This window comes from Gordonia sp. DT219 (assembly GCF_049847065.1).
Classification (GTDB): Bacteria; Actinomycetota; Actinomycetes; order Mycobacteriales; family Mycobacteriaceae; genus Gordonia.
In genome coordinates, this window is record NZ_JBNCNR010000003.1 from 327,885 (window position 1) to 352,740 (window position 24,856).

Sequence of the window (24,856 nt, forward strand, 5' to 3'; positions counted from 1 at the left end):
CGACCGGTGCGGGCCGAGCGGGTGGGCCCGAGACCTCAGCTCTTGGTCAGATTGGGATAGTCGGGCAGGTTGTTCCAGGTGACGGTGCCCTTGACACCCTGGGCCAGACCCAGCGTCGAGACGTAGTCGAACAGCGGGATCGCCGGCAGATCCTGCAACAGGATCTGCTGAGACCCGTTGGCCGCCTTGTAGGCCGCATCGTCGGTCGGCTGCGTCAGCGCACTGTGGATCGCCGCGTCGAACTGCGGGTTGGAGTAGTCGCCGTCGTTGGAGCCGGCCCCGGTCACATACAGCGGGTACAGGAACTCCAGAATCGACGGGTAGTCACCCTGCCAGCCGGTACGGAACGCGGTCCGGATGGTGCGGGCGTTGACCTCCGAACGCAACTGCTTGAAGGTCGGGACGGACTCGCCGTGCGCGTCGATACCCAACGTGTTCTTGATGTCGTTGGATGCGGCATCGATCCAGTCCTTGTGTCCGCCATCGTAGTTCGAGGCGATCACGAAGCTTCCCGACCACGGGGCGATCGCATTGGCCTGCGCCCAGAGATCCTTGGCCTTGGCCGCGTTGTAGGTGAGCACGTCCGAACCCGGGATGTGGGCGTCATGGCCCGGCAGCGACGCGGAGGTGAAGTCCGTGGACGGTGTCCGGGTGCCGGAGAAGATGTTCTGCGCGATCTGCGGCCTGTTGATGGCCATCGAGATCGCCTGGCGCCGTAGACGTCCCTCCTGACCGGAGAAGTGCGGCAGGTTCTCCGGGATGGTGATCGTCAGGTTGGCGGCGACCGGCTTGTTCACGACCTGCGACTCGCCGAGGTCTTTCTTGTAGGTGCGCAGCGCCGAGGTCGGGATGACCTCGAGGGCATCGAGATTGCCCGATTGCAGGTCACTGTAGGCCGCACCGGGATCCTGATAGGCGACGAAGGTGATGCCCTTGTTCTTCGCCTTGTCCGGACCGGGGTAGTCGGACTTGGCCTCGACGTCGATCTTCTGGTTGTGCTGCCAGTCGACGAACTTGTACGGGCCGTTGCCGATCGGCTTCTGCCCGAACGCATTGATGTCTTTGAACGCGACGTCGGGCAGCGGCTTGAACGGGGTGAACCCGAGTCCGAGCTTGAAGTCGATGTTCGGGTCCTTGAGGGCGACGGTGAAGGTGTAGTCGTCGACGACCTTCAGCCCCGACATGGTCTTGACGGTCGGATGCTCCGAGGCGACCTCGTCGTAGCCCTGGATCGGCTCGAAGAAGCTCTGCTGCTTCTGGGCGTTGGGCGTGTAGGCCCCGAAGTTCCAGGCATCGACGAAGTTGTGCGCCTTGACCTCGGTGCCGTCGTCGAACTTCCAGCCCTTCTTGATGGTGATGGTGTAGTTCTTGTTGTCCGTGGTCTCGAGCTTGTCGACCATCGCAGGCCTCGGGTTGCCCTGTGCGTCATAGGCATACAGGCCGGTGAACAGGGAGTCGACGACGCGTCCCCCGATGTTCTCGTTGGTCGTGGTGGTGATCAGCCCGGTCTCCGGCTCCCCGCCGTACACCCGGATGTACCCGTTGGAGTCGTCCGACGAACTCCCACATGCCGAGAGGACTCCGGCGGCCACCACGGCCGCACCCATCGCCACCCAGATTTTTCTCAACTTCACTCGCTATCGCCCTCCGAGGCACACCGGCGGTAACCGGATTTGATTCGACGCCAGAAGCTGCGGTCTGCGCCCCTGGCCGGAACTTGTCCATACGCTGCGCGGCAATTCGTGAATCACGCACGAAGGTTGGATGGGACGATCCTTAACGGATCCTGGCCGCAGGCTGTAAACCACTTGACCGGAAGGTAACAATACCGACCGGTACCCACCCCGTCGCGCCGAAGGGGAAACTTTCTTCTCTTTGCGAAAGACAATTTCGGACGTATCCCACAACTCCGACACGGCGCGATCGGCGACCCGCGCCTGCAACCAACATCCAACGTGACTACCCTCACAATGAGGACCTGGTGGCAGCCGGCGCACGCCCGGCTGTCCCTGCGCGAAGACGTTGCCGATCAGCGAAAGGCCAACCCAGATGACCACATCCGCATCCGAAACCGTTCCCGGTTATCCCCCGTCGGCGGAGTTCACGGCACAGGCCAACGGCACCGCCGAACTCTACGGTCAGGCGCAGGCCGATCGGCTCGAGTTCTGGGCGACCCAGGCCCGCCGCCTGGACTGGGACACCGACTTCGGCGAGGTCCTCGACTGGTCGGATGCCCCGTTCGCCAAGTGGTTCGTCGGCGGCAAGCTCAACGTGGCGGTCAACTGCGTCGACCGCCACGTCGCCGCAGGCAAGGGCGCGCGCGTTGCGATCCACTGGATCGGTGAGCCCGGCGATTCGCGCGACATCACCTACGCCCAGCTCAAGGACGAGGTCAGCAGGGCCGCCAACTACTTCACCGCGATCGGCTTGCAGGCCGGCGACCGGGTGGCCATCTACATGCCGATGGTGCCCGAGGCGCTGATCTCCATGCTCGCCTGCGCCCGCCTGGGCCTGACCCATTCGGTCGTCTTCGCCGGCTTCTCCGCCGGCGCGCTGCGCTCACGTGTGGACGATGCGCAGGCCAAACTCGTCATCACCACCGACGGCCAGTACCGCCGCGGCCAACCCACCCCGCTCAAGACTGCGGTCGACGACGCGCTGGGCACCGGCGCCGACGCCGCACCCTCGGTCGAGAAGGTCCTCGTCGTACGCCGCACCAACCACGACCCCGACCTCAACTGGGTGTCCGGCCGCGACGTGTGGTGGGACGACACCGTCGCCGAACAATCCCCCGAACACACCCCCGAGGCCTTCGACTCCGAACACCCGCTGTTTCTGCTCTACACCTCGGGCACCACCGGCAAACCCAAGGGCATCGTGCACACCTCGGGTGGCTACCTCACCCAGACGTCCTACACCTTCCATTACGTCTTCGACCACAAGGAAGGCCGCGACGTCTTCTGGTGCGGCGCCGACATCGGCTGGGTGACCGGACACTCCTATCTGGTCTACGGACCGCTGTCCAACGGCGCGACCGAGGTCGTCTACGAGGGCACCCCCAACTCCCCCAACGAACACCGACACTTCGAGATCATCGAAAAATACGGCGTCACAACCTATTACATCGCCCCGACGCTGATCCGCACCTTCATGAAATGGGGCCGCGAGATCCCCGACGCCCACGACCTCAGTTCCCTGCGGCTGCTCGGCTCGGTCGGCGAACCGATCAATCCCGAGGCCTGGAAGTGGTACCGCGAGGTCATCGGCGCCGGGCAGACACCCATCGTCGACACCTGGTGGCAGACCGAGACCGGCGCCATCATGATCTCCCCGCTGCCGGGCGTCACCGCCAGCAAACCCGGCTCGGCGATGACCCCGCTGCCCGGCATCTCCGCGAATATCGTCGGCGACGACGCCAAGCCGGTCGGCGCGGGCGAGCAGGGCTTCCTCGTCCTCGACCAGCCATGGCCGGCGATGCTGCGCGGCATCTGGGGCGACGAGGACCGCTTCCGCGAGACCTACTGGTCCCGCTTCGCCGAAGCGGGCTGGTACTTCGCCGGTGACGGCGCCCGCTACGACGCCGACGGCGCCCTGTGGGTGCTCGGCCGCGTCGACGACGTCATGAACGTCTCCGGTCACCGCATCTCCACCGCCGAGGTCGAGTCCGCACTCGTCGGCCACTCCGGGGTCGCCGAGGCCGCGGTCATCGGCGCCGCCGACGCCACCACCGGCCAGGGCATCGTCGCCTTCGTCATCCTGCGCGAAGGCGTCGCCGACAGCGGCGACCAGCTCATCAAGGAGTTGCGCGACCAGGTGGCCACCGAGATCTCCCCGATCGCCAAACCCCGCGAGATCAACGTCGTCCCCGAACTCCCGAAGACCCGCTCGGGCAAGATCATGCGCCGCCTGCTCAAAGACGTCGCCGAGGGACGCGAACTCGGCGACACCTCCACCCTCGTCGACCCCTCGGTCTTCGAATCCATCCGCAGGCGCAAGGCCTGACCCCAGCTTCCCGTGGGCCACTCCGGTGGCACGCGGGTCGACGGTGCGCCACCGGGTACCCCCCACCCGGTGGCGCATCCGTGTGCGGCGTTCGGTGAGGTCGCACGGCACCGCCGGCGGGCCCGCATGGCAACATAAGCCCCACACCCCAGATACGGAGGATGCTGTGAGCCGAAACGAGAACGGCCGGTCTGCACCCGGAGAACGTCCGGTCCCCTCGATCCCCCTGTCCGATGCCGACCTCGGCCCCAAGGGCGAACCGAGCATCGGCAACCTGGTCAAGGATGCGACCGCGAGCGTGTCGACGCTCGTCCGTTCCGAGGTCGCGCTGGCCAAGTCCGAGCTGATCACCGAGGCCAAAAAGGCCGGCGCGGGCACCGGCGCCCTGGTGGTGGCCGGGGTGACCGCACTCTATGCGAGTTTCTTCTTCTTCTTCTTTCTCGCCGAGCTGCTCAGCGAGTGGCTGCCCCGATGGGCGGCCTTCCTCATCGTGTTCGGACTGCTCGTGATCATCACCGTCGGCGTGGCGTTCGCCGGCTACCTCTTCTTCAAGAAGGTCCGCGGGCCGAAGAAGACGATCGAGACCGTCAAGGAGATCCCGACGGTACTGCCCAAGAGCAACCCGCCGGCCAAGAGCGGACGGCCGTCGGACCGGTCCAAGACGGCGGCACCCGACCCCGCGCTCGCGGTGACCACCGAGGACCATCCGCAGATCCCGCCCGCCCGCGAAGGCTGAGCGGTGGCCGCACCCGACCCGTCGAGTGTCCGGCTACCCGGCGTCTGGCGCCACCTCGACGTGCGGGCGAACGGCTTGCGCTTTCATGCCGTCGAGGTCGACGAGCCGGTCGCGGACCGGCCGCTGGTGCTGTTGCTGCACGGCTTCGGTGAATTCTGGTGGAGCTGGCGACACCAGCTCGCCGCACTCACCGAGGCCGGCCACCGCGCGGTCGCCGTCGATCTGCGCGGTTATGGTGACACCGACAAACCGCCCCGCGGCTACGACGGTTGGACCCTCGCCGGCGATACCAACGCGCTGATCCGGGCACTCGGATACACCGAGGCCACCCTCGTCGGACATGCCGACGGCGGCCTGGTCTGCTGGGCGACGGCAACCCTGCATCCGCGTGCGGTGTCACGGATCGCGGTGCTCGCCTCACCCCATCCGCGGGCGCTGCGCCATGACGTGCTGGTGCGCCGGCACCAGCGCGCGGCGTTCCTGCCGAACTTTCTGGAGAATCAGCTCCCGCGGTATGCGGAATCACGGCTGACCCGCCGCGACGCCGCCTTCATAGCCCGATACTTCGACCATCGCGGCGGCGCGTCGTGGCGCGCCACCGGTGACTATGCCGAGACCATCCGGCTCAATCGCTCGGCGATGCAGATCCCTTATGTGGCTCACTCGAGCCTGGAGTATCAGCGGTGGGCGTTCCGGTCCCAGTTCCGGCCCGACGGCTTCCGGTTCATGCGTCTGATGCATCGCCGCCTGCACATCCCTGCGCTGGCCGTGCGCGGCGCCGACGATCCGTTCATCACCGACCACGCGGTGCGCGCGAGCAGCCAATGGGCCGAGGCGCTCGATGTCCGCACGATCGAGGGCAGCGGTCACTTCGTGCATCAGGAGCAGCCCGACGCGGTCAACGCAGCACTCCTGGAGCTGTTGAAGACCTGAGCGGCCGGTCACTCCCGGACGCACGCCCCCGTCGACACGGGCGCGTAGCGGCCCTGCGCGCGGGTCAGATCCTGTTGGACGAGCGACGCGGTCAGCACATAGCCGGTCTCGTCGGCGGCGTTCTCCGACGTCGCGAACACCACTCCGAGAACCTCGCCGGCCGAATTGATCATCGGCCCACCCGAATTGCCCTGCCGGATGATGCCACGCACGGTGTACACCTCGCGGGTGACCTGCTGGTCGCGATAGATGTTGGCGGTCGGCAGCTCTCTCATGTCGCGCACCCGCACGGCGGTCGCCCGGAACGGTCCGGCCTGCGGGTAGCCGAGGACGATGGCGTCGGCGCCGGTCGTCGCGGCATGCGGGGCGAATCGCAGCGGCGTCGCGGCCATGCCGTCGACCCGCAAGATGGCGATGTCGTTAACACTGTCGAAGAGCACGACGTCGGCGTCGTAGGGGGTGCCGTCGGACTGCTCTGCCTGCAGCCGCGAGGTACCGGCCACGACGTGGGCGTTGGTCATGATCAGATCCGGCCCGACGACGAATCCGCTGCCCTCGAGCGCCTGCTGGCATCGGCGGGCCTCGCCCTCGATCTTGACCACGCTGGGCCGCGTCTGGGACACCACCGGCAGATTCAGCAGCGCCGGATCCGGGGGCGCGACCGGACCAGGGGTGGTGCTCGGGATGACACCGTCGAGTCGGGAATGCTCGAGCAGACGCCGGAATTCGTCGGCCGGCTTGGCGGCCAGCCAGTTCGGCGCGGCGCCGTCGACGGCACCGAGCACCGTGGAATCGTCGATCGCCTTGGTCAGCGCCGGCGAGTGGGAATTGGCCAGCAGCGTGCCGACCAGCCACATCGCGATCAGCGCGGCCACGGCCTGCAGGACCAGTCCTACGCCACTGTCGACCGCGCGCAGCTCCGGCGAGCGGATGCCGCCACGCGCGGCATGCCCCAGGATCATGCCCGCGATCTCACCGACCACGACCAGCCCGATCAGCACCCCGACGGCCGCGACGAGCTGCATCGACGAATCATCGATGTGCGAGATGACATGTGGCACAAGAAGAATCCCGGCAAACGCGCCGAGCAGAACGCCGAGTACCGCCAGCGCGGAGGCCACCGCACCCTGCCGGAAGCCACTGATCGCCGCGATCACGGTGACCACGACGACCACGAGGTCGACCCACGCCGAGCCGCTCACCGCGTCTCCGGCCCGTCGGCACCGGTCCGGCCGCCGGGTCGCTCGCCGGGCGGTCTCGCGTCGGCCGGCCGCTCATCGAGCGGTCTGTCGTCGAGGGTGGCCTGAGCGGGATCGGGGGCCGCCAAGCCGGACTCCTGCGGGCTGCCTGCCCGCCGGATCATCTCGTCGAGGGGCCGCACGTCGTCGGTGTCCCACGGCACATCCCACCCGGATGCCGCACTGATCGCCGAGATCAGTCCGCCGGTGAAACCCCACACCAGCAAGCCGTCGACAAAAAATGCCGGGCCCTGGTAGGCGCGCGCACCGAGCACCGAACGCCGCACCTGGAACCGGTTCTGCGGGGCGAGCAGTTCACGCATGTTGACGCGAGCGACCCGTGCCGTCTCCCCCTCGTCGACTACCCGCACCGGGCCGGGTTCGCGCCAATGCGCGATCACCGGCACCACGTCGAATCCGGACGGCGGGACGGGGAAGCTGGGCAGGGCCGCGACGACGTCGACACCGTTCGCGGCGAGTCCGGTCTCCTCGTCCGCCTCGCGCAATGCGGTGCCGACCGGATAGTCGTCGCCGGGGTCGAAGCCGCCGCCGGGGAAGGCGACCTGCCCGCTGTGCTGACGCAGCGTCGATGCGCGTTCGGTGAGCAGCACCTCGGCGTCGGCGGGCAACCCGCCCGGGTAGTCCGGGTCGGGGTCCCATGAGCCAGACACGAGTATCAGCACCGCCGCCGCCCGGCGGTCCCGGTTGAGCATGGCCATCCAGCGCGTCCGGTCGCCGCCGCGGTTGGCGACGATGTCGCTGACCGCTGCGACGTTGTCGGTGAGTCGACGCATCCACGGCGGGATCTGCTCGCGGGCGAGCAACGGCCCGACGTGCGGTTCGGTGGTCGGCGACCCATCGGAGTCGCGGACGCTCACGTGGCGACCCCCGTCGCCGCGCGCACCTGGTCGGCGATCTGTTGCGGATCATCGAACACCATCGGCGCCACCTTCGCGACACTCCCGTCGGCCCGCACGATGATCGTCGACGGGAACACCCGCGGCGCCTTCAACGCCGCCGCCACCTGCCCGTCGGTGTCGAGCACCACCGGCAGATGCACGCCCAGCTCAGACAGGAACCGCAGCACCAGATAGGGATTGCCCGCACCCTCACGCGCGTGGACGGTCAGCACCGTGACGGCCGGCCCGGCCCGCTGCGCGTACTCGGCGAGAACCGGCAGCTCGTTGCGGCACGGCTGACACCACACCGCCCACATGTTGATCACCAGGGGCTTGCCTGCGGTCCCGGCGCCCACGTCGTAGGGGGCTCCCGTCGCGAGACAGGGCGCACTCACCCCGGCAAGCACCGCGGCCGGGCCCGGGGTCGCGCCGCCGACCTGCGGGCACCGGTCGATCGCCGCGTCCCGGCGCGCCTGGCTCAGTTGCGCGTCGTCGACCTGCGCGTCGGTCGCCGACAACGCCCCCGACGGCCGGACCTGTTCGGCTGCCCCGCCGGTCGTCGAGTCGCCACGCGGCCAGATCGCGACGACCAGGGCGATGACGACGACGAAGAACACCAGCGTCCAGCGCGCGGCCGGCGGAAAACGCGAACCACGTCGGCGCGACGGGCGAGGCGACGGCTCGCCTGGTTCGGGGTTGTGATCGTCATCCACCTCGCCGGATTCGGCGGTGCCGTGATCGGTGGGCATCACGCGGTGATCCCCGCCAACGCGAGCAGATGGTCGGTCTCGGGGCCCTTGACGAGTGCGGCGGCGGCCGCCTTGTCCATCGGTCCGGTACCGACCGCGGGACAGTCCCTGGCCAGGATGCACACCCCGCATGCCGGTTTGCGGGAATGGCAGACCCGGCGGCCGTGGAAGATGACGCGGTGTGACAGGTCGGTCCACTCTTTGCGTTCGATCAGTTCACCGACCGCATGTTCGACCTTCACCGGATCGGTTTCGGCCGTCCATTCCCACCGCCGCACGAGGCGGCCGAAATGGGTGTCGACGGTGATGCCCGGCACGCCGAAAGCGTTGCCCAGCACCACATTTGCAGTCTTGCGGCCGAATCCGGGGAGGGAGACCAACTCTTTGAGGGTGTGCGGTACCTCGCCGTCGAATCGTTCGACGAGTGCCTGGCCGAGCCCGATGATGGAGCTCGTCTTGTTCCGGTAGAAGCCGGTGGTCCGGATCAACTCCTCGAGTTCGGTCCGGTCGGCCTGCGCGTAATCCAGCGCGGTGCGGTACCGCGCGAACACCGCCGGGCTCACCTGGTTGACCCGTACATCGGTGCATTGTGCGGACAAGATGGTGGCCACCGACAGTTCGAGCGGCGTGGTGAAGTCGAGTTCGCAGTAGACGTGCGGAAAGGCAACCTCGAGCGTCCGGTTCATCCGGCGTGCGCGACGGACGAGTCCGAGGTGGGTTTCGGTCTTCGCCGGCACCACCACCGGGGCCCCGTTCTGGGCCGACACCGCTGTCTTGCGCACGCTCACCCGACCAGGTTAGCGATGCGCCGCCCGTATCCGCGCCGCACGGCCGAAGTCGACGGCCCGCCCGCTTTGGTCACAAGTGGGTCACCGCGGCCGTTCCGGTTGGGAAGTCGGGTCCCCCATTGTGTTTACTGGTGGCCATGCAAGGACTCGCCGTGCTGCTGTTCCCAGCTGTGCTGATGCTCTTCGCCCTCGGTATGGAGAAGGTCCAGTCCTGGACCGATCGGGTTACCGTCAACCGCGACAACGTCGAGGAATTCCTCCAGTCCGCCGACCAGCAGCACGTCGACACGCTGGCGCGCGAGGGCATGCCCGCCGCGTTGGACGAGTTGCGCAACCGCCGGGCCGGCTGACCGAGGCGAAGACACTCCACGCTTTGCGGAGCCCGTGACCCATTCAACACTTATGCTGAGTGCGAGAGTAGCGTTGCACAGGGTGTGCCGAACCGGCGCGCCACTGGTTTTTGAGTGAGAAGGGACTCCTTGGTGGAGGAAGTACTGGCGCGGGCAGGCATATTTCAGGGCGTCGAGCCCTCTGCCGTCGCGGCACTGACCAAGCAGCTTCAGCCCGTCGACTTTCCGCGCGGACATGTCATCTTCCACGAAGGCGAACCCGGCGACCGGCTGTACATCATCCTGTCGGGCAAGGTGAAGGTCGGCCGTCGCTCACCCGACGGTCGGGAGAACCTGCTGACGATCATGGGTCCGTCGGACATGTTCGGCGAGCTGTCCATCTTCGACCCGGGGCCACGGACCAGCTCGGCGACGACGGTGACCGAGGTCCGCGCGGTGTCGATGGACCGTGACGCGCTGCGCGCCTGGATCAAGGACCGCCCGGAGATCGCCGAGCAGCTCCTGCGCGTACTGGCCCGCCGCCTGCGTCGCACCAACAACAACCTGGCCGACCTGATCTTCACCGACGTGCCCGGTCGCGTGGCCAAGCAGCTGTTGCAGCTGGCCCAGCGGTTCGGCACGCAGGAAGGCGGCTCGCTGCGCGTCACCCACGACCTCACGCAGGAGGAGATCGCCCAGCTCGTCGGCGCCTCGCGCGAGACCGTGAACAAGGCGCTGGCCGACTTCGCCCAGCGCGGCTGGCTGCGCCTGGAGGGCAAGAGCGTGCTGATCGCCGATTCCGAGCGACTGGCCCGCCGCGCGCGCTGACGCCTCGTCGTCGAAGTTCGTCCGTGGGTTTTGGGTTCGTTCCCCGGAAGTTTCTGGGGAGCGAACCGAGAAGTGGGGGAAGAAACATTCTTCCCCCACTTTTTGCGTCCCCACGTATTCCGGGCTAGAGCTGCCGCAGGTACTCCAACTGCGCCTTGACCGACATCCGCGCGGCCGGCCACAGCTTCTTGTCGACGTCGGCGTAGACCCGTTTGACAACCTTCATCGGCTTGGCCTGCTTTGCCGACACACCCATCTCGTCGAGGGCCGCCTGGATCTGGTCGATGCGCTCCTCGCGGTGCGCCTTGTAGTAGCGCGCAACGGGCTCGAGCACCGGATGATCGGGACCGTGCGCGGGCAGCAGCATCGCGTCGGCGCCGTCGACGATCAGCCGGTTGAGTGAGCCCAGGTAGTCGCGCAGGCTGCCGTCGGACGGGTCGATGACGGTGGTGCCGCGGCCGAGGATGGTGTCGCCGGTCAGCATGGCGCGCTGCCCATCGTGGTCGACGAGGAAGCTGACCGAATCGCCGCTGTGTCCAGGGGTGAACAGCACGGTGATGCTCAGCCCGGCGACCTCGATGACCTCACGATCGCGCAGCGGCTCGGCGTCCCGGCAGTGTGCGGACAACCGGGCCCGCGTCGGCGCGCCGGTCCGCTTGGCCAGCGCGTCGATGGCCCCGGTGTGATCGAAGTGCCGGTGCGTGATCAGGGTCAGCACGATACCGGGTTGGCGCGCAACCCTTTTCACGTGCTTCTTGTGCCGTGGCGGTCCCGGGTCGACGACGACGCACTCGGCGCTGCCGGGGGCACGCAGAATCCAGGTATTGGTGCCGTCGAGTTCCATCACCCCCGGGTTGTCGCACAGCAACACCGACGCGAACGGGGTCACCGCACGCAACTGTCCATAGGCCGGATGGCTCGGGCCGGGCTCCGAACCGGTTGCGGTATCGGGGGTGTCGTCGGCGGGGTCCGTCATGAGGCCAGGGTAATCCCGGGGCCGATCGGCCCGTGATCAGGCTCACCCGGTGACCGAGTCGCTCACGCAGTGATCAGGTCATATGACAGTTTCGCCACCATCACGACGACGACCACCAGCAACACCCACCGCACGAAGGCGCTGCCACGGCCCAGTGCCATGTGCGCACCGATCTGCGCGCCGATGACGTTACCGAGCGCCAGCATCAGCGCGAGTGGCCAGAGCACGTGCCCTTGCGCGGCGAAGACCACCAGCGCACCGAGATTGGTGCCGGTGTTGATCACCTTGGCCATCGCCGAACTCGTCAGGAAGTCGGTGCCCACGAGGGCGGTCAGCGTGATGATGAGGAAGGTGCCGGTGCCCGGACCCATCACCCCGTCGTAGAAGGCGACCACGACGCCGGCGATCCCGAGTCCACACAGCATCGACGCCCGTGATCGTGGTTGCGCCGCACCGGATCCGAATCCGGGTCTCAGCGCCACGAAGAGCCCGACGGCCACCAGCATGGCCAGCACGATCGGCGTGAAGACCTCGGTGGGCAATCGGCTCGCGACGAATGCCCCCGCGCCGGAAAACGCCATGGCGCAAGCGAATACCGGCACCAGCCGACGCCACGGCAAGGGCACCGAACGGGAGTAACGCCACGCCGCCGATGCTGTCCCCACCACGGCGGCGACCTTGTTGGTGGCCAGCGCCGAGGCGGGCAGGATGCCGGGCTGCCCGATCAGCAATGCCGGGATGAGGATCAGTCCCCCACCGCCGACGACGGCGTCGACCCAGCCCGCGGCCGCCGCCGCGGCAAAGAGCGCCGCGACGACCCCGGCGTTCACCGATCGGCGACCTCGACGATGACCTCGACCTCTACCGGGGCGCCCATCGGGAGTTCGGCGACGCCGACCGCGGAGCGGGCGTGCACCCCCGCCTCGCCGAAGACCTCACCGAGCAGATCCGAGGCGCCGTTGAGCACACCGGGCTGTCCGGTGAAGCCGGGTGCCGACGCGACGAATCCGGTCACCTTCACCACGCGCACTATCGAATCCAGCCCGACGAGACCGTGAATGGCCGCCAGCGCGTTGAGCGTGCATTGCCGTGCCGCCGCGGTGGCCTGCTCAGGCTTCACGACGCCCTCGGCACCAGGTGCGACCTTGCCATGGACCTGCAATACGCCCGCGACGAAGGGCAGTTGCCCCGAGGTGTACACCAGGTTCCCCGAGCGCACGGCCGGCGCATAGTTGGCCACTGGTGTGGGCGCCGGCGGAAGTTCGACGCCGAGTCCGGCGAGCCGTTGGGTCCAGGTGGTCACTGTCGATCAGCCCTTCGGTCGCTTCAGGTAGGCGACGTGCTGTTCGCCGGTGGGTCCGGGCAGCACACTCACCAGCTCCCAACCGTCGGCACCCCACTGGTCGAGGATCTGTTTGGTGGCGTGGGTCAACAACGGAACCGTCACATACTCCCAGGCGGTGGCTTCACTCATGGGCCAAGCCTAAGCCATCGCACCGACCGGGCCCCAGGAGGGAATCGGGAGAAGTCCTATCCGGTCCGACCCCACCGATGGGGTCAGTCGATATGGTGAACCGGTGGTGCACGACACGCCCGCGGGCGAGAAGACGCCCGGTGACCGGCAGAGCCGAACCGGACCAGACGGATCCGCAGCGCGCGACGCGGATTCGACGGCGGCGCGAGCCGCCCTCGATGACCCCGCGGCGCGAGCCCTCCTCGATGACCCTGCGGCGCGCGCCGCCCTCGATGACACCGAGGCGGTGACCGCACCCGACGTCTGGCCGGACGCGGCCGCCAAGGCGCGGCTGCACTTCGTCTCCGGCAAGGGCGGCACCGGCAAGACGACCGTCGCCGCCGCACTGTCGCTGGCCCTGGCGGCCTCGGGCAAGCGGGTACTGCTGGTCGAATGTGAAGGGCGTCAGGGCATCGCCCAACTCTTCGACCGGCCCCCGTTACCGCCGACCGACACCCGCGTCGCGACCGCCGAGGGCGGCGGCGAGGTGTCGGCGCTGGCGATGGACATCGAACACGCGCTGCTGGAATACCTCGACATGTTCTACAACCTCGGATTCGCGGGGCGCGCGATGAAGCGCATCGGCGCCATCGACTTCGTCACGACCGTCGCCCCGGGCCTGCGCGATGTGCTGATCACCGGAAAGATCAAGGAACGCATCATCGCGACCGACAAGAAGGGCGTGCGGCGCTACGACGCCGTCGTCGTCGACTCGCCACCGACCGGCCGTATCGGCAGTTTCCTCGACGTCACCAAGGCCATGGCCGATCTCGCCAAGACCGGTCCGATCCGCAATCAGAGCGAGGGAGTGGCCCGGCTGCTGCATTCGGAGGAGACCACGATCCACCTCGTCACCTTGCTCGAGGCGATGCCGATCACCGAGACCATCGAGGCGGTCGAGGAGTTGCGCGGCAAGAACCTGCGCGTCGGCAGTCTCGTCATCAACCGGGTGAATCCGCTACATCTGCCGGCCGATCAGATCGATCGCATCGCCGAGGGCGACGTCGACGCACAGCGGGTGGCGGCCGGCCTGGCCGATGCGGGGATCGAGGCGAGCGAGTCCGAATTCGCCGGCCTGCTCACCGAGACCATCGAGCACGCTTCGCGGCTGCAGGCGCAGCAGGTGGCCAAAGCCCAACTCGACGAGGTCGAGGTGCCGACACTCGAATTGCCCACTCTCGGCGAGGGGATCGATCTGGGCGGTCTCTACGAACTCGCCGATCTGCTGCAGAAAGCGGGCGTGTGATGCCTCTCGACCTCAAGATGGGCTCGGTGCTGGCCGACCCGCAGACGCGGGTGGTCATCTGTTGCGGTTCCGGTGGCGTCGGCAAGACGACGACGGCCGCGGCGATGGCGCTGCATGCCGCCGAGCACGGCCGCACCGTCGCGGTACTCACCATCGATCCGGCGAAGCGACTGGCGCAGTCACTGGGCATGAGTGAGCTGACCAACGATCCGCAGCCGGTCGAGATCGAGGGCAGCGGATCGCTCGACGCGATGATGCTCGACATGCGCCGCACCTTTGACGAGATGGTGCTGGAGTATTCGACGCCCGAGCGGGCCGCCTCCGTCATGGAGAATTCCTTCTACCAGACAATCGCCGAATCCTTCTCCGGCACACAGGAATACATGGCGATGGAAAAACTCGGCAAATTGCTGGAGACCAACCGCTGGGACCTGATCGTCGTCGACACCCCGCCGTCGCGCAACGCACTGGACTTCCTCGACGCACCTCAACGCCTCGGCTCGTTCCTGTCCGGACGGCTGATGAAGGTGCTCGTCGGCGGCGGCCGCGGGGTGGGCCGGATGGTGACCGGCGCGATGAGCCTGGCGATGCGTGGCGTCTCCACGATCATCGGCGGCGACATGCTGCGCGATGTCGCGACCTTCGTACAATCCCTGGACTCGATGTTCGGCGGTTTCCAGGATCGCGCCCTCAAGACCTACGAACTCCTCAAACAGCCCGGCACGCTGTTCGCGGTGGTCGCGGCCGCCGAGCCGGATGCGCTGCGCGAGGCCGCGTTCTTCGTCGACCGGCTCTCCACCGAATCGATGCCGCTGGCCGGGCTGATCCTCAATCGCACGCACCCCAACCTCGCGGGGATCTCCGAGGAGGCCGCGCGGGTGGCGCTGGACAAGACCGACGACGACCTCACACGCGGTGTGCTGCTGGTACACGCCGAGCGGGCGGCGACAGCCAAACGCGAGGTGCATCTGCTGGGCCGGTTCACCTCCGCGCATCCGCGGGTGCCCATCGTCGGCGTCCCGTCCCTGCCGTTCGAAGTGGCCGACCGTACCGCCCTGCGCGCGGTGGCCGAACAGATCACCGGACGCGGCTAGGCCGCAACACACGACATCACCGGCCAGGGACTCCCGGCCGGTGATGTGGGCCCCACGCTCCGCTCAGCCCGCAGCGCGCTGCCGACGGCGCTGGGCCTCGAAAAACGATGACCACGAAGTGACTTCGGGATGCTGCCGCAGCAGCGCCCGGCGTTGACGTTCGGTCATCCCGCCCCAGACCCCGAATTCCACCCGGTTGTCGAGCGCGTCGGCGCCGCACTGCAGCTGCACCGGGCAATGACGGCAAATGGTCGCCGCCTTGCGCTGCGCGGCGCCCCGCACGAACAGGTCATCGGGGTTCTCGCCACGGCACCTGGCCTGCGACACCCAGGTCAACCGCGCCTCATCTACCGATACTGCCGCTGTCGCCATCGCTTTCGCCCCTGTCTGTCGTGGTCCGCGGTGACCGCGTCACCGCCTCGACTGCAACCCGCCTACCCAGCCCGCCACCGGTACAAGCGTGATAACTCCGGCACTCTGCTGAACTGCTGTTAGGTGAGTCACATTCTGCCCTCAATCTAGGGATCTGTGCATGCGAAGGCAAGTGCTGAGCGCGAAAAACTGGCACAACCGTGCAGACTTTTCACAAAGTGCCTGGTGGCACCGTCCGCCGACTCGTGTCCGCCGCCGCAAGGGCGGGGTGCGGGGTTGTCGAGGAAATCACACGTATCCTGTCGGGGTGCCGATCTCGAAGAAGCTTGGGCCGCTTGCTGCCGCCTGTGTGTTGGCCGGCGTTCTCGTCGCCGGACTCCTCTATCCGGTGGCCAGCGGAGTGGGACTCGCATCCAACCGCGCGGCCTCGACGGTCGAGAACGTCTCCTCCGAGTTGCTGAACGGAACCCTGCCGCAGGTCTCGACGATGACCGACGCGGACGGCAATCCGATCGCGCTGCTGTTCGATCAGTACCGCTATCAGGTCGGCTACAACGACATCTCCCCCGACATGATCGCCGCGATCATCTCGATCGAGGACCGACGCTTCCTCGAGCACGACGGCGTCGACTGGAAGGGCACCATCCGCGCGGCCCTCAAGAACTCGTCGTCCGGCGAGGTCCAGCAGGGCGCATCGACGCTGGATCAGCAGTACATCAAGAACTACCAACTGCTCGTCCTCGCCCGCACCGAGGCCGAGCGGCAGGCCGCGACCGAGACCACCCCCGCCCGCAAGCTGCGCGAGGTCCGGATGGCGCTGACGATGGAACAGTCGCTGACCGAACAGGCCAAGCGCAAAGGTTTCTCCGACGCCGCCGCCAAGCAGGAGGCCAAGAAGCAGATCGTCACGCGGTATCTCAACGTCGTACCGTTCGGCAACAACGCCTACGGCATCGAGGCCGCGTCGCAGGTCTATTTCAACAAGCACGCCAAGGATCTCGCCGTCGAGCAGGCGGCGTTGCTGGCCGGCATGGTGCAGTCGAGCAGCGCGCTCAACCCCTACACCAATCCGGAGGCCGCACTCACCCGGCGCAACACCGTGCTCGACACGATGATCCAGAACTTTCCCAATCGGCGCGACGAGTTGGTCGCGGCCAAGGCCCGGCCGCTCGGGATCGTCCCGAATCCCAACATCCCGACCCAGGGATGCATCGGAGCCGGCAACAACGGATTCTTCTGCGATTACGCGCTGCAGTTCCTCGCCGAGAACGGGGTCTCGCGCGACTCGGTGATGCGTGGCGGCTACATCATCAAGACATCCCTTGACCCCGACGTGCAGCGTTCGGTGCAGCATGCGGTGCAGACCCAGGCCGATCCGCACGCCGACGGGGTCGCCAGCATCATGAGCGCGATCCGGCCCGGCAACACCGCCCATCCCGTCCTCGCGATGGCCTCGAGCCGCAACTACGGTCTCGATCAGAGAGCCGACGAGACCGTACAGCCACAGCCGTTCTCACTGGTCGGCGACGGCGCGGGCTCGGTGTTCAAGATCTTCACCACGGCCGCGGCGATGGAACAGGGCCTCGGCACCGGTTCGTCCATCCCGGTGCCACCCTTCCTCGCCGTCCAGGGGATGGGCAGCAGTGGCGGCTCCAACGGCTGCCCGGCGACCAGTTATTGCGTCAAGAACGACGGCCGCTATCCGGCGACCCTGCCGATCACCGAGGCGCTCGCGCAATCCCCGAACACCGCGTTCGTGGGTCTGCTGCAGCAGACCGGAGTGAAACCGACGGTCGACATGGCCGTTCGGCTCGGCTTGCGCTCCTACAACACACCTGGCACCTCCGGTGACGGCAACAAGTCCATCGCGCAGTACGTCAAGGACGGCAATTTCGGGTCGTTCACCCTCGGCCCGTTCCCGGTCAACGGGCTGGAACTGTCGAATGTGGCCGCCACCTTGGCTTCCGGCGGGGTCTGGTGCCCGCCGAACCCCATCGGGTCGATCAGCACGATCAAACGCGACGAGAACAGCAACGCCATCCCGGGCCCGGACGGCAAGCCGGTGTTGACCGCCGTTCCGTTCAATGCGACGGGGTGTCAGCGTGTCGTCGAAGAGGGTCTGGCCAACACGTTGGCCAACGCCATGAGTCACGACGATCGGGGTGGCGGCACCTCGGCGGCCGCGGCCGGCTCCACCGGCTGGAATCTGCCGGTCTCGGCGAAGACCGGTACCACCGAGGCCCACCGTTCGGCAGCCTTCCTCGGTTTCACGAACAACATCGCCGGCTCGGTGTACTCCTACAGCGACGGCCCCAATCCGGAGGGCATCTGCACCAGCCCGCTGCGTTCCTGCTACGACGGCAACCTCTATGGCGGAATGGAACCCGCCCGCACCTTCTATTCGGCGGTTCTCCCGGTCGCCAACAAGTTCGGTCCCACGGCGCTGCCCCCACAGGATCCGAGATACGTGGCGGGCAACAGCCGTGGCCGAATCCCGAATGTCACCGGCCTGACGGCCAGTGACGCCACCTCGCGGCTTCAGGGCGCAGGTTTCAAGGTCTCCACGCTCGAGATCGACTCACCGCGTCCGCAGGGCACCGTGGTGTTCACCGCACCGTCGGACTCGGCGCTGCCCGGCAGCACCATCACCATCTATGTGAGCAACGGCCGTCACGACCAGGGTCAGGGCAACGGTCCGACGCAGACCACGGTGCAGGTCCCCGGCGTCGGGCCGGTCGTGATCGATCTCCCCGGCTGATCGCCGGAACCGCCGGTGGGCGTCCACGGGTATTCTGAGGCAATGTCCATCCTCGATTCGACCCTGTCCCAGCGTCTCGCAGGTCACCTCCCCACGTCGACGACTGCACGGACACTGGCCGCCGGCGCGGGGCTGGCCACGGCCGGTCTGCTCTATTCGACGGTGATCGAACGTAACGCGTTCACGTTGCGTCACGCCACGATGGCGGTTCTCGAGCCGGGCGCCACCCCGTTGCGGGTGCTGCACATCAGCGACCTGCACATGATGCCCGATCAGCGGCTGAAGCAGGCGTGGGTATCCGAACTCGAGGCGCTCGAACCGGATCTGGTGATCAACACCGGCGACAATCTCGCAGACCCGCGTGCCGTGCCCGCCGTCATCCAATCCCTCGGCGGACTCCTCTCACGCCCAGGGATCTTCGTCTTCGGATCCAACGACTACTTCGGCCCGAAGCCCAAGAACCCGTTCACGTACTTCCAGACCGAACACAAGCGGACGCATGGGGAGCCACTGCCCTGGCAGGATCTGCGGGCCGCCTTCGTCGAACGCGGCTGGCTCGACGCAACCCACACCGTGCGTGAACTCGAGGTCGGCGGAGTGCGGGTGGTGGCCGCCGGCGTCGACGACCCCCACATCGAACGCGATCGGTATGACACCATCGCCGGCCGTCCCAATCCATTGGCGCAGCTGCGTCTGGGTCTGACCCACTCGCCCGAGCCGCGGGTACTCGATCGGTTCGCCGACGACGGCTACGACCTCGTGCTGGCCGGACACACCCACGGCGGACAGTTGTGCCTGCCGTTCGTGGGTGCACTGGTCACCAACTGTCATCTCGACCGATCTCGCGTGAAGGGCCCCTCCAACTGGGGTTCGACGATGAAGCTGCACGTCAGTGCCGGACTGGGGACGTCGCCCTACGCCCCTGCCCGATTCTGCTGCCGCCCGGAGGCGAACCTGCTCACCCTCACGCCGGTCTCACACGGTGACGCCGAGTTCGACGAGGATCACTCGCTCCCGGAGTTGGCCACCGAGGCTCGTTGAGTGCGCTGGTAGTCGGCTCCGAGACCCTTGCGCGGGTCACACCAGCCCGAGCTTGTGCGCCCGGCGCACCGCGTCACGCCGGGACTTGACGTTGAGCTTGCGATAGATGGCCTTGAGTTGGGTACGGATCGTGTTCTCCGAAACCATTCGTGCACTGGCAATTTCGGCGACCGTCAGATCCGACGGGAGATCACGGAGAATCGCCCGCTCGCGGGGCGTCAACTGTTGGATGACGGGGCCCTCGGCATCATCGACCGGTCCCAGTGCGTCGGCGATCGGTGCGGCGAATGCCTCAGAGGTCCCCAGTCGGCCACCCATGGACGTCAACAACGCGCTCACCTCGACGGGCGCCTGGAGAAAAGGACGTCGTGCGTCGATACGCTCGCCGAGTTCGAGTGCGGCGAGCAACTGTTCGACGGCGGCCGGGGTCCTTCTCATCCGTTGCAATGCCACCACGGCCAGCAGATGGGCCCACAGCTGCAGGTAGTCCTGCGAGGTCGACGAATTCTGCACGATGGTCAAGGTGCCCGCCGCATCCCCGCTGATGAGCCGGTGCGCGGCAGCCACGACCTCGACGTCCCCGGCGGTGAGGATGTGTCGTGATCGATCGGCGATCTCGGCCAACCACTCGGCGTCACACGCGTACACGGCCTCGGCGAGTTCGGAGACGACGAACACGACATAGGCCTGCGGAGCAACCATATCGAGGTCGAATTCGTCCCAGACGCGGGCGGTGGCCGCCCGCATCACGCGGTGATCGCCGGTACCGAGATGTGTACGGTAGGCCGCGAGCAATCCCCGGCCGAGCGCCGCGTGGGGCGCAACATCACCACTGATCCGACGTTCCAAGGCCAGGTAGACGTCGAGTTCGGTGTCGTCGGCTGCGCGCCACGCGGCCCACGCGCCGACGCCGTACGTGGCCGCCATCAGGGGTAGCCGCGTCCATCCGCACGTGGCCGCACTTTCCCTGGCGGCGCGCGCATACTCGCGCAGCCGCACGAAGTCTCCACGGCCGCCCGCCGTCAGCACGAGATGCGAGAGACAGTCGAGGGCGAGCAGCCGGTAGCCGCCGGCCTCCGCGAGTCCACGGGCTCGGGTCAGCACCGCATCGGCCCGGTCGTAATGGTCGTTGAACGCCAGGGCCTTTCCGGCGGCGGCGAGCGCGTAGGTGTGTACCGCGAGGCTCACCTCGTGGGAGGCGACCACGACGTCGAGGAGGCGGTCGATGTCCTGCCGGGGACCATGCCCCAGCACCGAACGCATGAGAAGCACGGTCGCGTGCAGGACCCGATGTGTGGAAGTGGACTCGCGCATCGGGTCGTCGCCGATGACCGCGAGCGCGCCGTCGAGAGTGCGGGCCCTTCCCGCGACGGCGGCGAGGGCGGCCGTCAGCAATACGACGTCGCGTCGGGCACCGAAATCGTCCGGCAACTTGGCCATCGCCTGGTCGACGAGATGCCCACTACCCTGCAAGGCCACCTCGAGACCGTGGTCGGTGATCGCACCGACGAGTCCTTCCCAGTCCTGCGCGCGCACCAGGTACTCGATCGCGGACTCAGGATGCTGGTTCTCTTCGGCCCACCGGGCCGCGGTGACAAAGTGGCGGCGCTGGGCGCTGAGGTCGCGGCGTGCGCCATCGGCGAGCAGATAGCCGCGCAGCAGGGCATGGTATCGGTAGGTCAGCGGGTCCGAACTCTCTTGCATGATGAGCAGATTCATCGCGACGAGCTCGTCGAGCACCCGTCCCGCGTCGTCGCGGCCGGCCAGCCGCACTGCCAGGTCGACGGTCACGTGGCCGGCGACAGCCGTCGCCCGCATGACGTCGAGGACATCGGTGGGCACACACGCGAGGATCTCGGCCACCAGATAGTCCGCGACGGGGCGGGCGTCTCCGGCGAACGACGTGAGGTACTCCCCGTAGCTCGTCGGGTCGTCGATACTCCGCAAAGCGATGGTGGCGAGCTGTAGCCCCGCCGCCCAGCCCTCGGTCCGGGTCAGCAGCACCCTCAGCCCGTCGTCGTCGATATCTAACTCGTTGCGTCCCAGCATTTCCCGTGCTTCGTCCGCGTTCAGCGACAGCGCGTCCGCCCGGAGCTGTGTCGCGGCACCCGCGATCACGAGCCGGCTCCAGCGGATCGGCGGATCCCACCGGCCCGCCAGGACCAGCTGCGCTCCCGGTACCGACTCCGTCATCCGGACGAGCGCCTCGGACTCCGGGCCGGACCGCAATTCATGGGCGTCGTCGATCATCAGCGTGAATTCGGACCCCGACGCGACGAGCATCTCCACGACGTCGTCGACCGCCGTCAGGCTTGCGTCGACCTGTATCTTCCCGAGACGCTCGGCCAGCTCCGGTTGGCCGGCCGATCCATAACCGGTCGACAGCGCCGTGACCACCTGCGTCCACAGACCCATCGCGACCCCGTCATGTGCGGCAAGGGTCATCCATGCCACCGGGCGATGACGGGTCACCAGCAGTCGGTGGCGTTGGGCGAGCAGAACGGTCTTCCCGTAGCCCGCCGGAGCCGACACCAACAGGATCTCTCGGCTCCACGCCGCATCGTCGACGAGGCGTGGACGGTCCACCACCGAGGCCGGAACAGTCGGTGGTGCATAGGTGGACATGAATTCGGCACGTCCGGTCGGCACGTAGATCATCGTGGCACATCTGGTGCGGATTCGCCCCGCTCTGGAAACTCGCGGCCAAAAACGCATTCACCCTCGGCGGGTGACGCCGACCCGGGACCGGTCGGGGATTCTGGAAATATCAGGAAAGGCAGGCGAGTACCGGTGTCCGATTATCGAATCACTCTGTGCGGCCGACTTTCCGGTCTCACTCTCGACGCGTTGACGAATGCCGACTACGTCGGTGTCGACGGCCCGAACACCATCGTCCACGCCGATCTGGGCGACAATGACCAGCTGCGCGAATTCCTCGCCACCCTCAATGATCTCGGCCTGACAATGGTCGAGATGCATGCCGGCGAGTGAATACAGTTCGTCGGCGAAGGTCATTCCCCGAAAACGAGGAAGGGACTGCGAACGATCGCAGTCCCTTCTCGCACCTCGTTTGCCGGGGCGATCAGTCGGCGAAGACCTCGCGCAGTTTCGCCTCCTCCTCATGCGAGAGGTTGGTCGACAGCAGCTCGGGTTTCTGCCCCGCGAATTCTTCGTGAACCCGGTCGAGCGTGGCGTCGGAGGTGAGCACGAACAACGCCGAGGTTCCCGGTGTCACCTTTTCGCGCACCGATCGGATGAAGTCGTCGTCGATCCCGACGTCGGTCAACGAGCCGGTGAGCGCACCGAGTCCAGCACCGACGGCGGCACCGAGGAGTGGAACGAAGAAGATCAGACCGAACAACAGTCCCCAGAACGCGCCGCCGAGCGCACCGGCGCCGGTCACGTTGTTCAGCTGAGTGGTCTTCGGCTTCTTCGCTCCCTCCGGCCAACTGATGACCGCCCCGTCGCGGACGGTGATCAGCTGCTGCTTCTGCAGGCTTTCCAACGTCGTGAGCGCTGTCTGCGCCCCGCTTTCGGAGGGAAACTTCCACACTGACAATGTCGCTGCGGTCACGAGATGAGTGTCCTTTCGTTGAGAGGTCCTGGCTCTGACCAGAATTGGCGGCGCACGATCAGGCGGTGCGCCAGGTGGCGACGGCCCAGATGACCACGAGATCCAAGGCGATCACGAGGATCGACCACCAGGGGTAATACGGCAGCCACAGAAAGTTCACGATGATGCTCAGCGCCGCGATGACGATGGCGAGCACCCGGGCCCAGGCGGCACCGGTGAACAGTCCGAGTGCGATCACGATGCCGATGATCGACACGATGATGTGGATCCATCCCCACGCGGTGAGATCCAGTTGGTAGGTGTACTGCGGCCCGGCGACGAACAACTTGTCGGTGGCCACCGCGGAAATGCCTTGAAGCAAGCCAAGTATGGCAGCGGTCAAGAGAAGAATCGCAGCGGCAAAGGAGGTTCCGAACGCAAAGCTGTTCCGTACCGGATGCTCGTCCGGGAGGTTGTGGGTGGTCATCATTCTCCGATCATCAAGGGTTCGGTCGTTGACAGATGCCGGCGGCCAACCGATACCGCCGTCAATGGGTGACTCCGAGAACAGAACGTCACGGCATCACCACGTTGAAGTCGACGTCGGGCGAGTCGGTGACGTCGATGATTCGTTGTCTGGCCGACATCTCGAGGTGGGCACAGCGACCTCCAACAGGTTGTGGCAACAGTTCTCTGCGTTATCGACTCTCCGCAATCGTTCCTCCGTGCGCATCACCCACCGTGGGTGATGATCACCGGATCACCTGCCGCGGGTGACGACAGCACCGCGCGGCCGCTCCCAGACTGTGCATCAGTGGTGCAGGTCCATGGGGGTACCGGCCATGGGTCACAGGGTGTCGACGCAACCGGGAGATGTGGTGCATTGCGAGATCGTGGTCGAGGGACCGGCACCGGAGTCGGCCGCCGCGTCCCCGACCGCGCTGACGATCACCACGCACGGTGATCGCACCATGCTCACGGGCGAGGTACGAGACCACTCCCAGCTGTACGGGGTGCTCGTCCAACTGGCCGAGCTCGGGATGCGGGTACTCGAGGTCACCACCGACCCACAGCGGTGACATCACCACGCCACCAGGACAATCCACGAAGACGAGGAGACACACATGGGTGCAACGATCGGCAGTCTGCTCCCGTTGGCGGTCGGGGTCGCGATCTCACCGATTCCCATCATCGCGGTCATCCTGATGCTGTTGAGCACACACGCGCGGGTCACGAGTATCGGATTCGCCGTCGGCTGGGTCGCCGGGATCGCCGTGGCCACGGTCATCTTCGTGTTCGTCGGCGGCGCGGTGAACGGTTCCACGGGCTCGGCCGCCGGATGGATCACGCTGGCCCTGGGAGTGCTGCTGCTCGCCGAGGGGATCCGCGAATGGCGCCACCGGGAATCCGACGGTTCGGTGCCGAAATGGATGTCGGCGATCGACGAGATGCGCACGGTCAGCGCGGTCGGCATCGGTTTCGCGCTCGCCGCGATCAACCCGAAGAACCTGATGATGTGTGCGGCGGCCGGGGTGGCGGTCGGCTCGGCGTCCCTGTCGGTCACCGACGAGGTGATCGCGGTGGTCGTATTCGTGGTGATCGCCGCGGTCTCCGTCGTGATCCCGGTGGTCGGTTACCAGATCGCCGCGGCGCGCCTCGCCGGACCGCTCGCCGCACTGAAGGCGTGGCTCCAGACCAACAACAAGTCCGTGATGGCCGTGCTGATCCTCGTCATCGGCGTGGTCCTGATCGGCAAGGGAATCGGTGCGGTGAGTTGACCCGTCACCTCGCCCGCCGGCGA

The 24,856-nt window shown here is 67.1% G+C and carries 25 protein-coding genes; 12 read left to right on the forward strand and 13 right to left on the reverse strand.

The window, feature by feature from the left end:
- Nucleotides 1-35 precede the first annotated feature (35 nt).
- Nucleotides 36-1,634 carry a peptide ABC transporter substrate-binding protein gene (locus ACPXB3_RS07175; RefSeq protein ID WP_425704346.1) on the reverse strand — a complete coding sequence of 533 codons (1,599 nt, stop codon included), beginning with the start codon at nt 1,632-1,634 and terminating at the stop codon, nt 36-38.
- A 415-nt stretch (nt 1,635-2,049) separates the two neighbouring features.
- Between ACPXB3_RS07175 and acs the strand changes: the two genes are divergently transcribed.
- The 3 genes from acs (at nt 2,050) to ACPXB3_RS07190 (ending at nt 5,671) form a co-directional block, all read left to right on the forward strand.
- Nucleotides 2,050-4,002 (forward strand): acetate--CoA ligase, encoded by a 1,953-nt coding sequence (acs, locus tag ACPXB3_RS07180; protein WP_425727208.1) that lies wholly within the window; start codon nt 2,050-2,052, stop codon nt 4,000-4,002.
- Between the two features lie 166 nt (nt 4,003-4,168).
- On the forward strand, nt 4,169-4,738 hold the full coding sequence (locus tag ACPXB3_RS07185) for a phage holin family protein (RefSeq protein WP_425727210.1): 570 nt from the start codon (nt 4,169-4,171) through the stop codon (nt 4,736-4,738).
- A gap of 3 nt (nt 4,739-4,741) precedes the next feature.
- Nucleotides 4,742-5,671 carry an alpha/beta fold hydrolase gene (locus tag ACPXB3_RS07190; RefSeq protein ID WP_425727212.1) on the forward strand — a complete coding sequence of 310 codons (930 nt, stop codon included), beginning with the start codon at nt 4,742-4,744 and terminating at the stop codon, nt 5,669-5,671.
- Nucleotides 5,672-5,679: 8 nt separating this feature from the next.
- On the opposite strand, the gene ACPXB3_RS07195 is transcribed toward ACPXB3_RS07190, so the two are convergent.
- The 4 genes from ACPXB3_RS07195 to nth form a co-directional block, all read right to left on the reverse strand.
- Nucleotides 5,680-6,873 (reverse strand): MarP family serine protease, encoded by a 1,194-nt coding sequence (locus ACPXB3_RS07195; RefSeq protein WP_425704350.1) that lies wholly within the window; start codon nt 6,871-6,873, stop codon nt 5,680-5,682.
- Nucleotides 6,870-7,703 (reverse strand): NUDIX hydrolase, encoded by an 834-nt coding sequence (locus ACPXB3_RS07200; protein ID WP_425704451.1) that lies wholly within the window; start codon nt 7,701-7,703, stop codon nt 6,870-6,872. The genes ACPXB3_RS07195 and ACPXB3_RS07200 overlap by 4 nt, the downstream gene beginning before the upstream one ends.
- An 80-nt stretch (nt 7,704-7,783) precedes the next feature.
- Nucleotides 7,784-8,557 (reverse strand): TlpA disulfide reductase family protein, encoded by a 774-nt coding sequence (locus ACPXB3_RS07205; RefSeq protein ID WP_425704351.1) that lies wholly within the window; start codon nt 8,555-8,557, stop codon nt 7,784-7,786.
- A complete protein-coding gene (gene nth / locus ACPXB3_RS07210) occupies nt 8,557-9,243 on the reverse strand; it encodes an endonuclease III (RefSeq protein WP_425704452.1) in 687 nt (228 codons plus the stop codon). The genes ACPXB3_RS07205 and nth overlap by 1 nt, the downstream gene beginning before the upstream one ends.
- Before the next feature lie 239 nt (nt 9,244-9,482).
- Between nth and ACPXB3_RS07215 the strand changes: the two genes are divergently transcribed.
- Nucleotides 9,483-9,695 carry a hypothetical protein gene (locus ACPXB3_RS07215; protein ID WP_425704352.1) on the forward strand — a complete coding sequence of 71 codons (213 nt, stop codon included), beginning with the start codon at nt 9,483-9,485 and terminating at the stop codon, nt 9,693-9,695.
- Nucleotides 9,696-9,827: 132 nt separating this feature from the next.
- On the forward strand, nt 9,828-10,502 hold the full coding sequence (locus ACPXB3_RS07220; protein WP_006373149.1) for a Crp/Fnr family transcriptional regulator: 675 nt from the start codon (nt 9,828-9,830) through the stop codon (nt 10,500-10,502).
- A 124-nt stretch (nt 10,503-10,626) separates the two neighbouring features.
- On the opposite strand, the gene ACPXB3_RS07225 is transcribed toward ACPXB3_RS07220, so the two are convergent.
- The 4 genes from ACPXB3_RS07225 to ACPXB3_RS07240 all read right to left on the reverse strand — a co-directional run bounded on the left by ACPXB3_RS07225 (nt 10,627) and on the right by ACPXB3_RS07240 (nt 12,952).
- Nucleotides 10,627-11,478 (reverse strand): MBL fold metallo-hydrolase, encoded by an 852-nt coding sequence (locus ACPXB3_RS07225; RefSeq protein ID WP_425704353.1) that lies wholly within the window; start codon nt 11,476-11,478, stop codon nt 10,627-10,629.
- Between the two features lie 62 nt (nt 11,479-11,540).
- Nucleotides 11,541-12,308, reverse strand: a complete 768-nt coding sequence (locus tag ACPXB3_RS07230) for a sulfite exporter TauE/SafE family protein (RefSeq protein WP_425704354.1) — start codon at nt 12,306-12,308, stop codon at nt 11,541-11,543.
- Nucleotides 12,305-12,781, reverse strand: coding sequence for a RidA family protein (locus ACPXB3_RS07235; RefSeq protein ID WP_425727214.1), 477 nt, complete (start codon nt 12,779-12,781; stop codon nt 12,305-12,307). The genes ACPXB3_RS07230 and ACPXB3_RS07235 overlap by 4 nt, the downstream gene beginning before the upstream one ends.
- 6 nt (nt 12,782-12,787) lie before the next feature.
- Nucleotides 12,788-12,952, reverse strand: coding sequence for a hypothetical protein (locus tag ACPXB3_RS07240; protein ID WP_425704356.1), 165 nt, complete (start codon nt 12,950-12,952; stop codon nt 12,788-12,790).
- 286 nt (nt 12,953-13,238) lie between these two features.
- Here ACPXB3_RS07240 and ACPXB3_RS07245 point away from each other — a divergent pair, with 286 nt between their 5' ends.
- A complete protein-coding gene (locus tag ACPXB3_RS07245) occupies nt 13,239-14,237 on the forward strand; it encodes an ArsA family ATPase (protein WP_425704453.1) in 999 nt (332 codons plus the stop codon).
- A complete protein-coding gene (locus ACPXB3_RS07250) occupies nt 14,237-15,331 on the forward strand; it encodes an ArsA family ATPase (RefSeq protein ID WP_425704357.1) in 1,095 nt (364 codons plus the stop codon). The genes ACPXB3_RS07245 and ACPXB3_RS07250 overlap by 1 nt, the downstream gene beginning before the upstream one ends.
- Before the next feature lie 63 nt (nt 15,332-15,394).
- On the opposite strand, the gene ACPXB3_RS07255 is transcribed toward ACPXB3_RS07250, so the two are convergent.
- The gene (locus ACPXB3_RS07255) at nt 15,395-15,703 is read right to left on the reverse strand and encodes a WhiB family transcriptional regulator (protein ID WP_425704358.1); all 309 of its coding nucleotides are present in this window, start codon (nt 15,701-15,703) and stop codon (nt 15,395-15,397) included.
- A 307-nt stretch (nt 15,704-16,010) separates the two neighbouring features.
- Here ACPXB3_RS07255 and ACPXB3_RS07260 point away from each other — a divergent pair, with 307 nt between their 5' ends.
- Together ACPXB3_RS07260 and ACPXB3_RS07265 are read left to right on the forward strand one after the other, a co-directional pair.
- Complete coding sequence (locus ACPXB3_RS07260; RefSeq protein ID WP_425704359.1) at nt 16,011-18,461, forward strand: penicillin-binding protein; 2,451 nt, start codon at nt 16,011-16,013, stop codon at nt 18,459-18,461.
- 42 nt (nt 18,462-18,503) lie between these two features.
- Entirely contained in the window at nt 18,504-19,502 is a 999-nt protein-coding gene (locus ACPXB3_RS07265) for a metallophosphoesterase (protein ID WP_425704360.1), read from the forward strand.
- Nucleotides 19,503-19,538: 36 nt separating this feature from the next.
- Here ACPXB3_RS07265 and ACPXB3_RS07270 read toward each other — a convergent pair whose 3' ends face one another.
- Nucleotides 19,539-22,160, reverse strand: coding sequence for a LuxR C-terminal-related transcriptional regulator (locus tag ACPXB3_RS07270; RefSeq protein WP_425704361.1), 2,622 nt, complete (start codon nt 22,158-22,160; stop codon nt 19,539-19,541).
- Between the two features lie 132 nt (nt 22,161-22,292).
- On the opposite strand from ACPXB3_RS07270, the gene ACPXB3_RS07275 reads away from it, so the two are divergent.
- On the forward strand, nt 22,293-22,493 hold the full coding sequence (locus ACPXB3_RS07275; protein WP_425704362.1) for a hypothetical protein: 201 nt from the start codon (nt 22,293-22,295) through the stop codon (nt 22,491-22,493).
- 91 nt (nt 22,494-22,584) lie between these two features.
- Here ACPXB3_RS07275 and ACPXB3_RS07280 read toward each other — a convergent pair whose 3' ends face one another.
- Together ACPXB3_RS07280 and ACPXB3_RS07285 are read right to left on the reverse strand one after the other, a co-directional pair.
- A complete protein-coding gene (locus ACPXB3_RS07280) occupies nt 22,585-23,076 on the reverse strand; it encodes a DUF1269 domain-containing protein (protein WP_425704363.1) in 492 nt (163 codons plus the stop codon).
- 58 nt (nt 23,077-23,134) lie between these two features.
- Nucleotides 23,135-23,545 carry a DUF7144 family membrane protein gene (locus tag ACPXB3_RS07285; RefSeq protein ID WP_425704364.1) on the reverse strand — a complete coding sequence of 137 codons (411 nt, stop codon included), beginning with the start codon at nt 23,543-23,545 and terminating at the stop codon, nt 23,135-23,137.
- A gap of 364 nt (nt 23,546-23,909) precedes the next feature.
- Between ACPXB3_RS07285 and ACPXB3_RS07290 the strand changes: the two genes are divergently transcribed.
- A complete protein-coding gene (locus ACPXB3_RS07290) occupies nt 23,910-24,134 on the forward strand; it encodes a hypothetical protein (protein WP_425704365.1) in 225 nt (74 codons plus the stop codon).
- Between the two features lie 45 nt (nt 24,135-24,179).
- Complete coding sequence (locus ACPXB3_RS07295; protein ID WP_425704366.1) at nt 24,180-24,833, forward strand: GAP family protein; 654 nt, start codon at nt 24,180-24,182, stop codon at nt 24,831-24,833.
- Nucleotides 24,834-24,856: the final 23 nt, after the last annotated feature.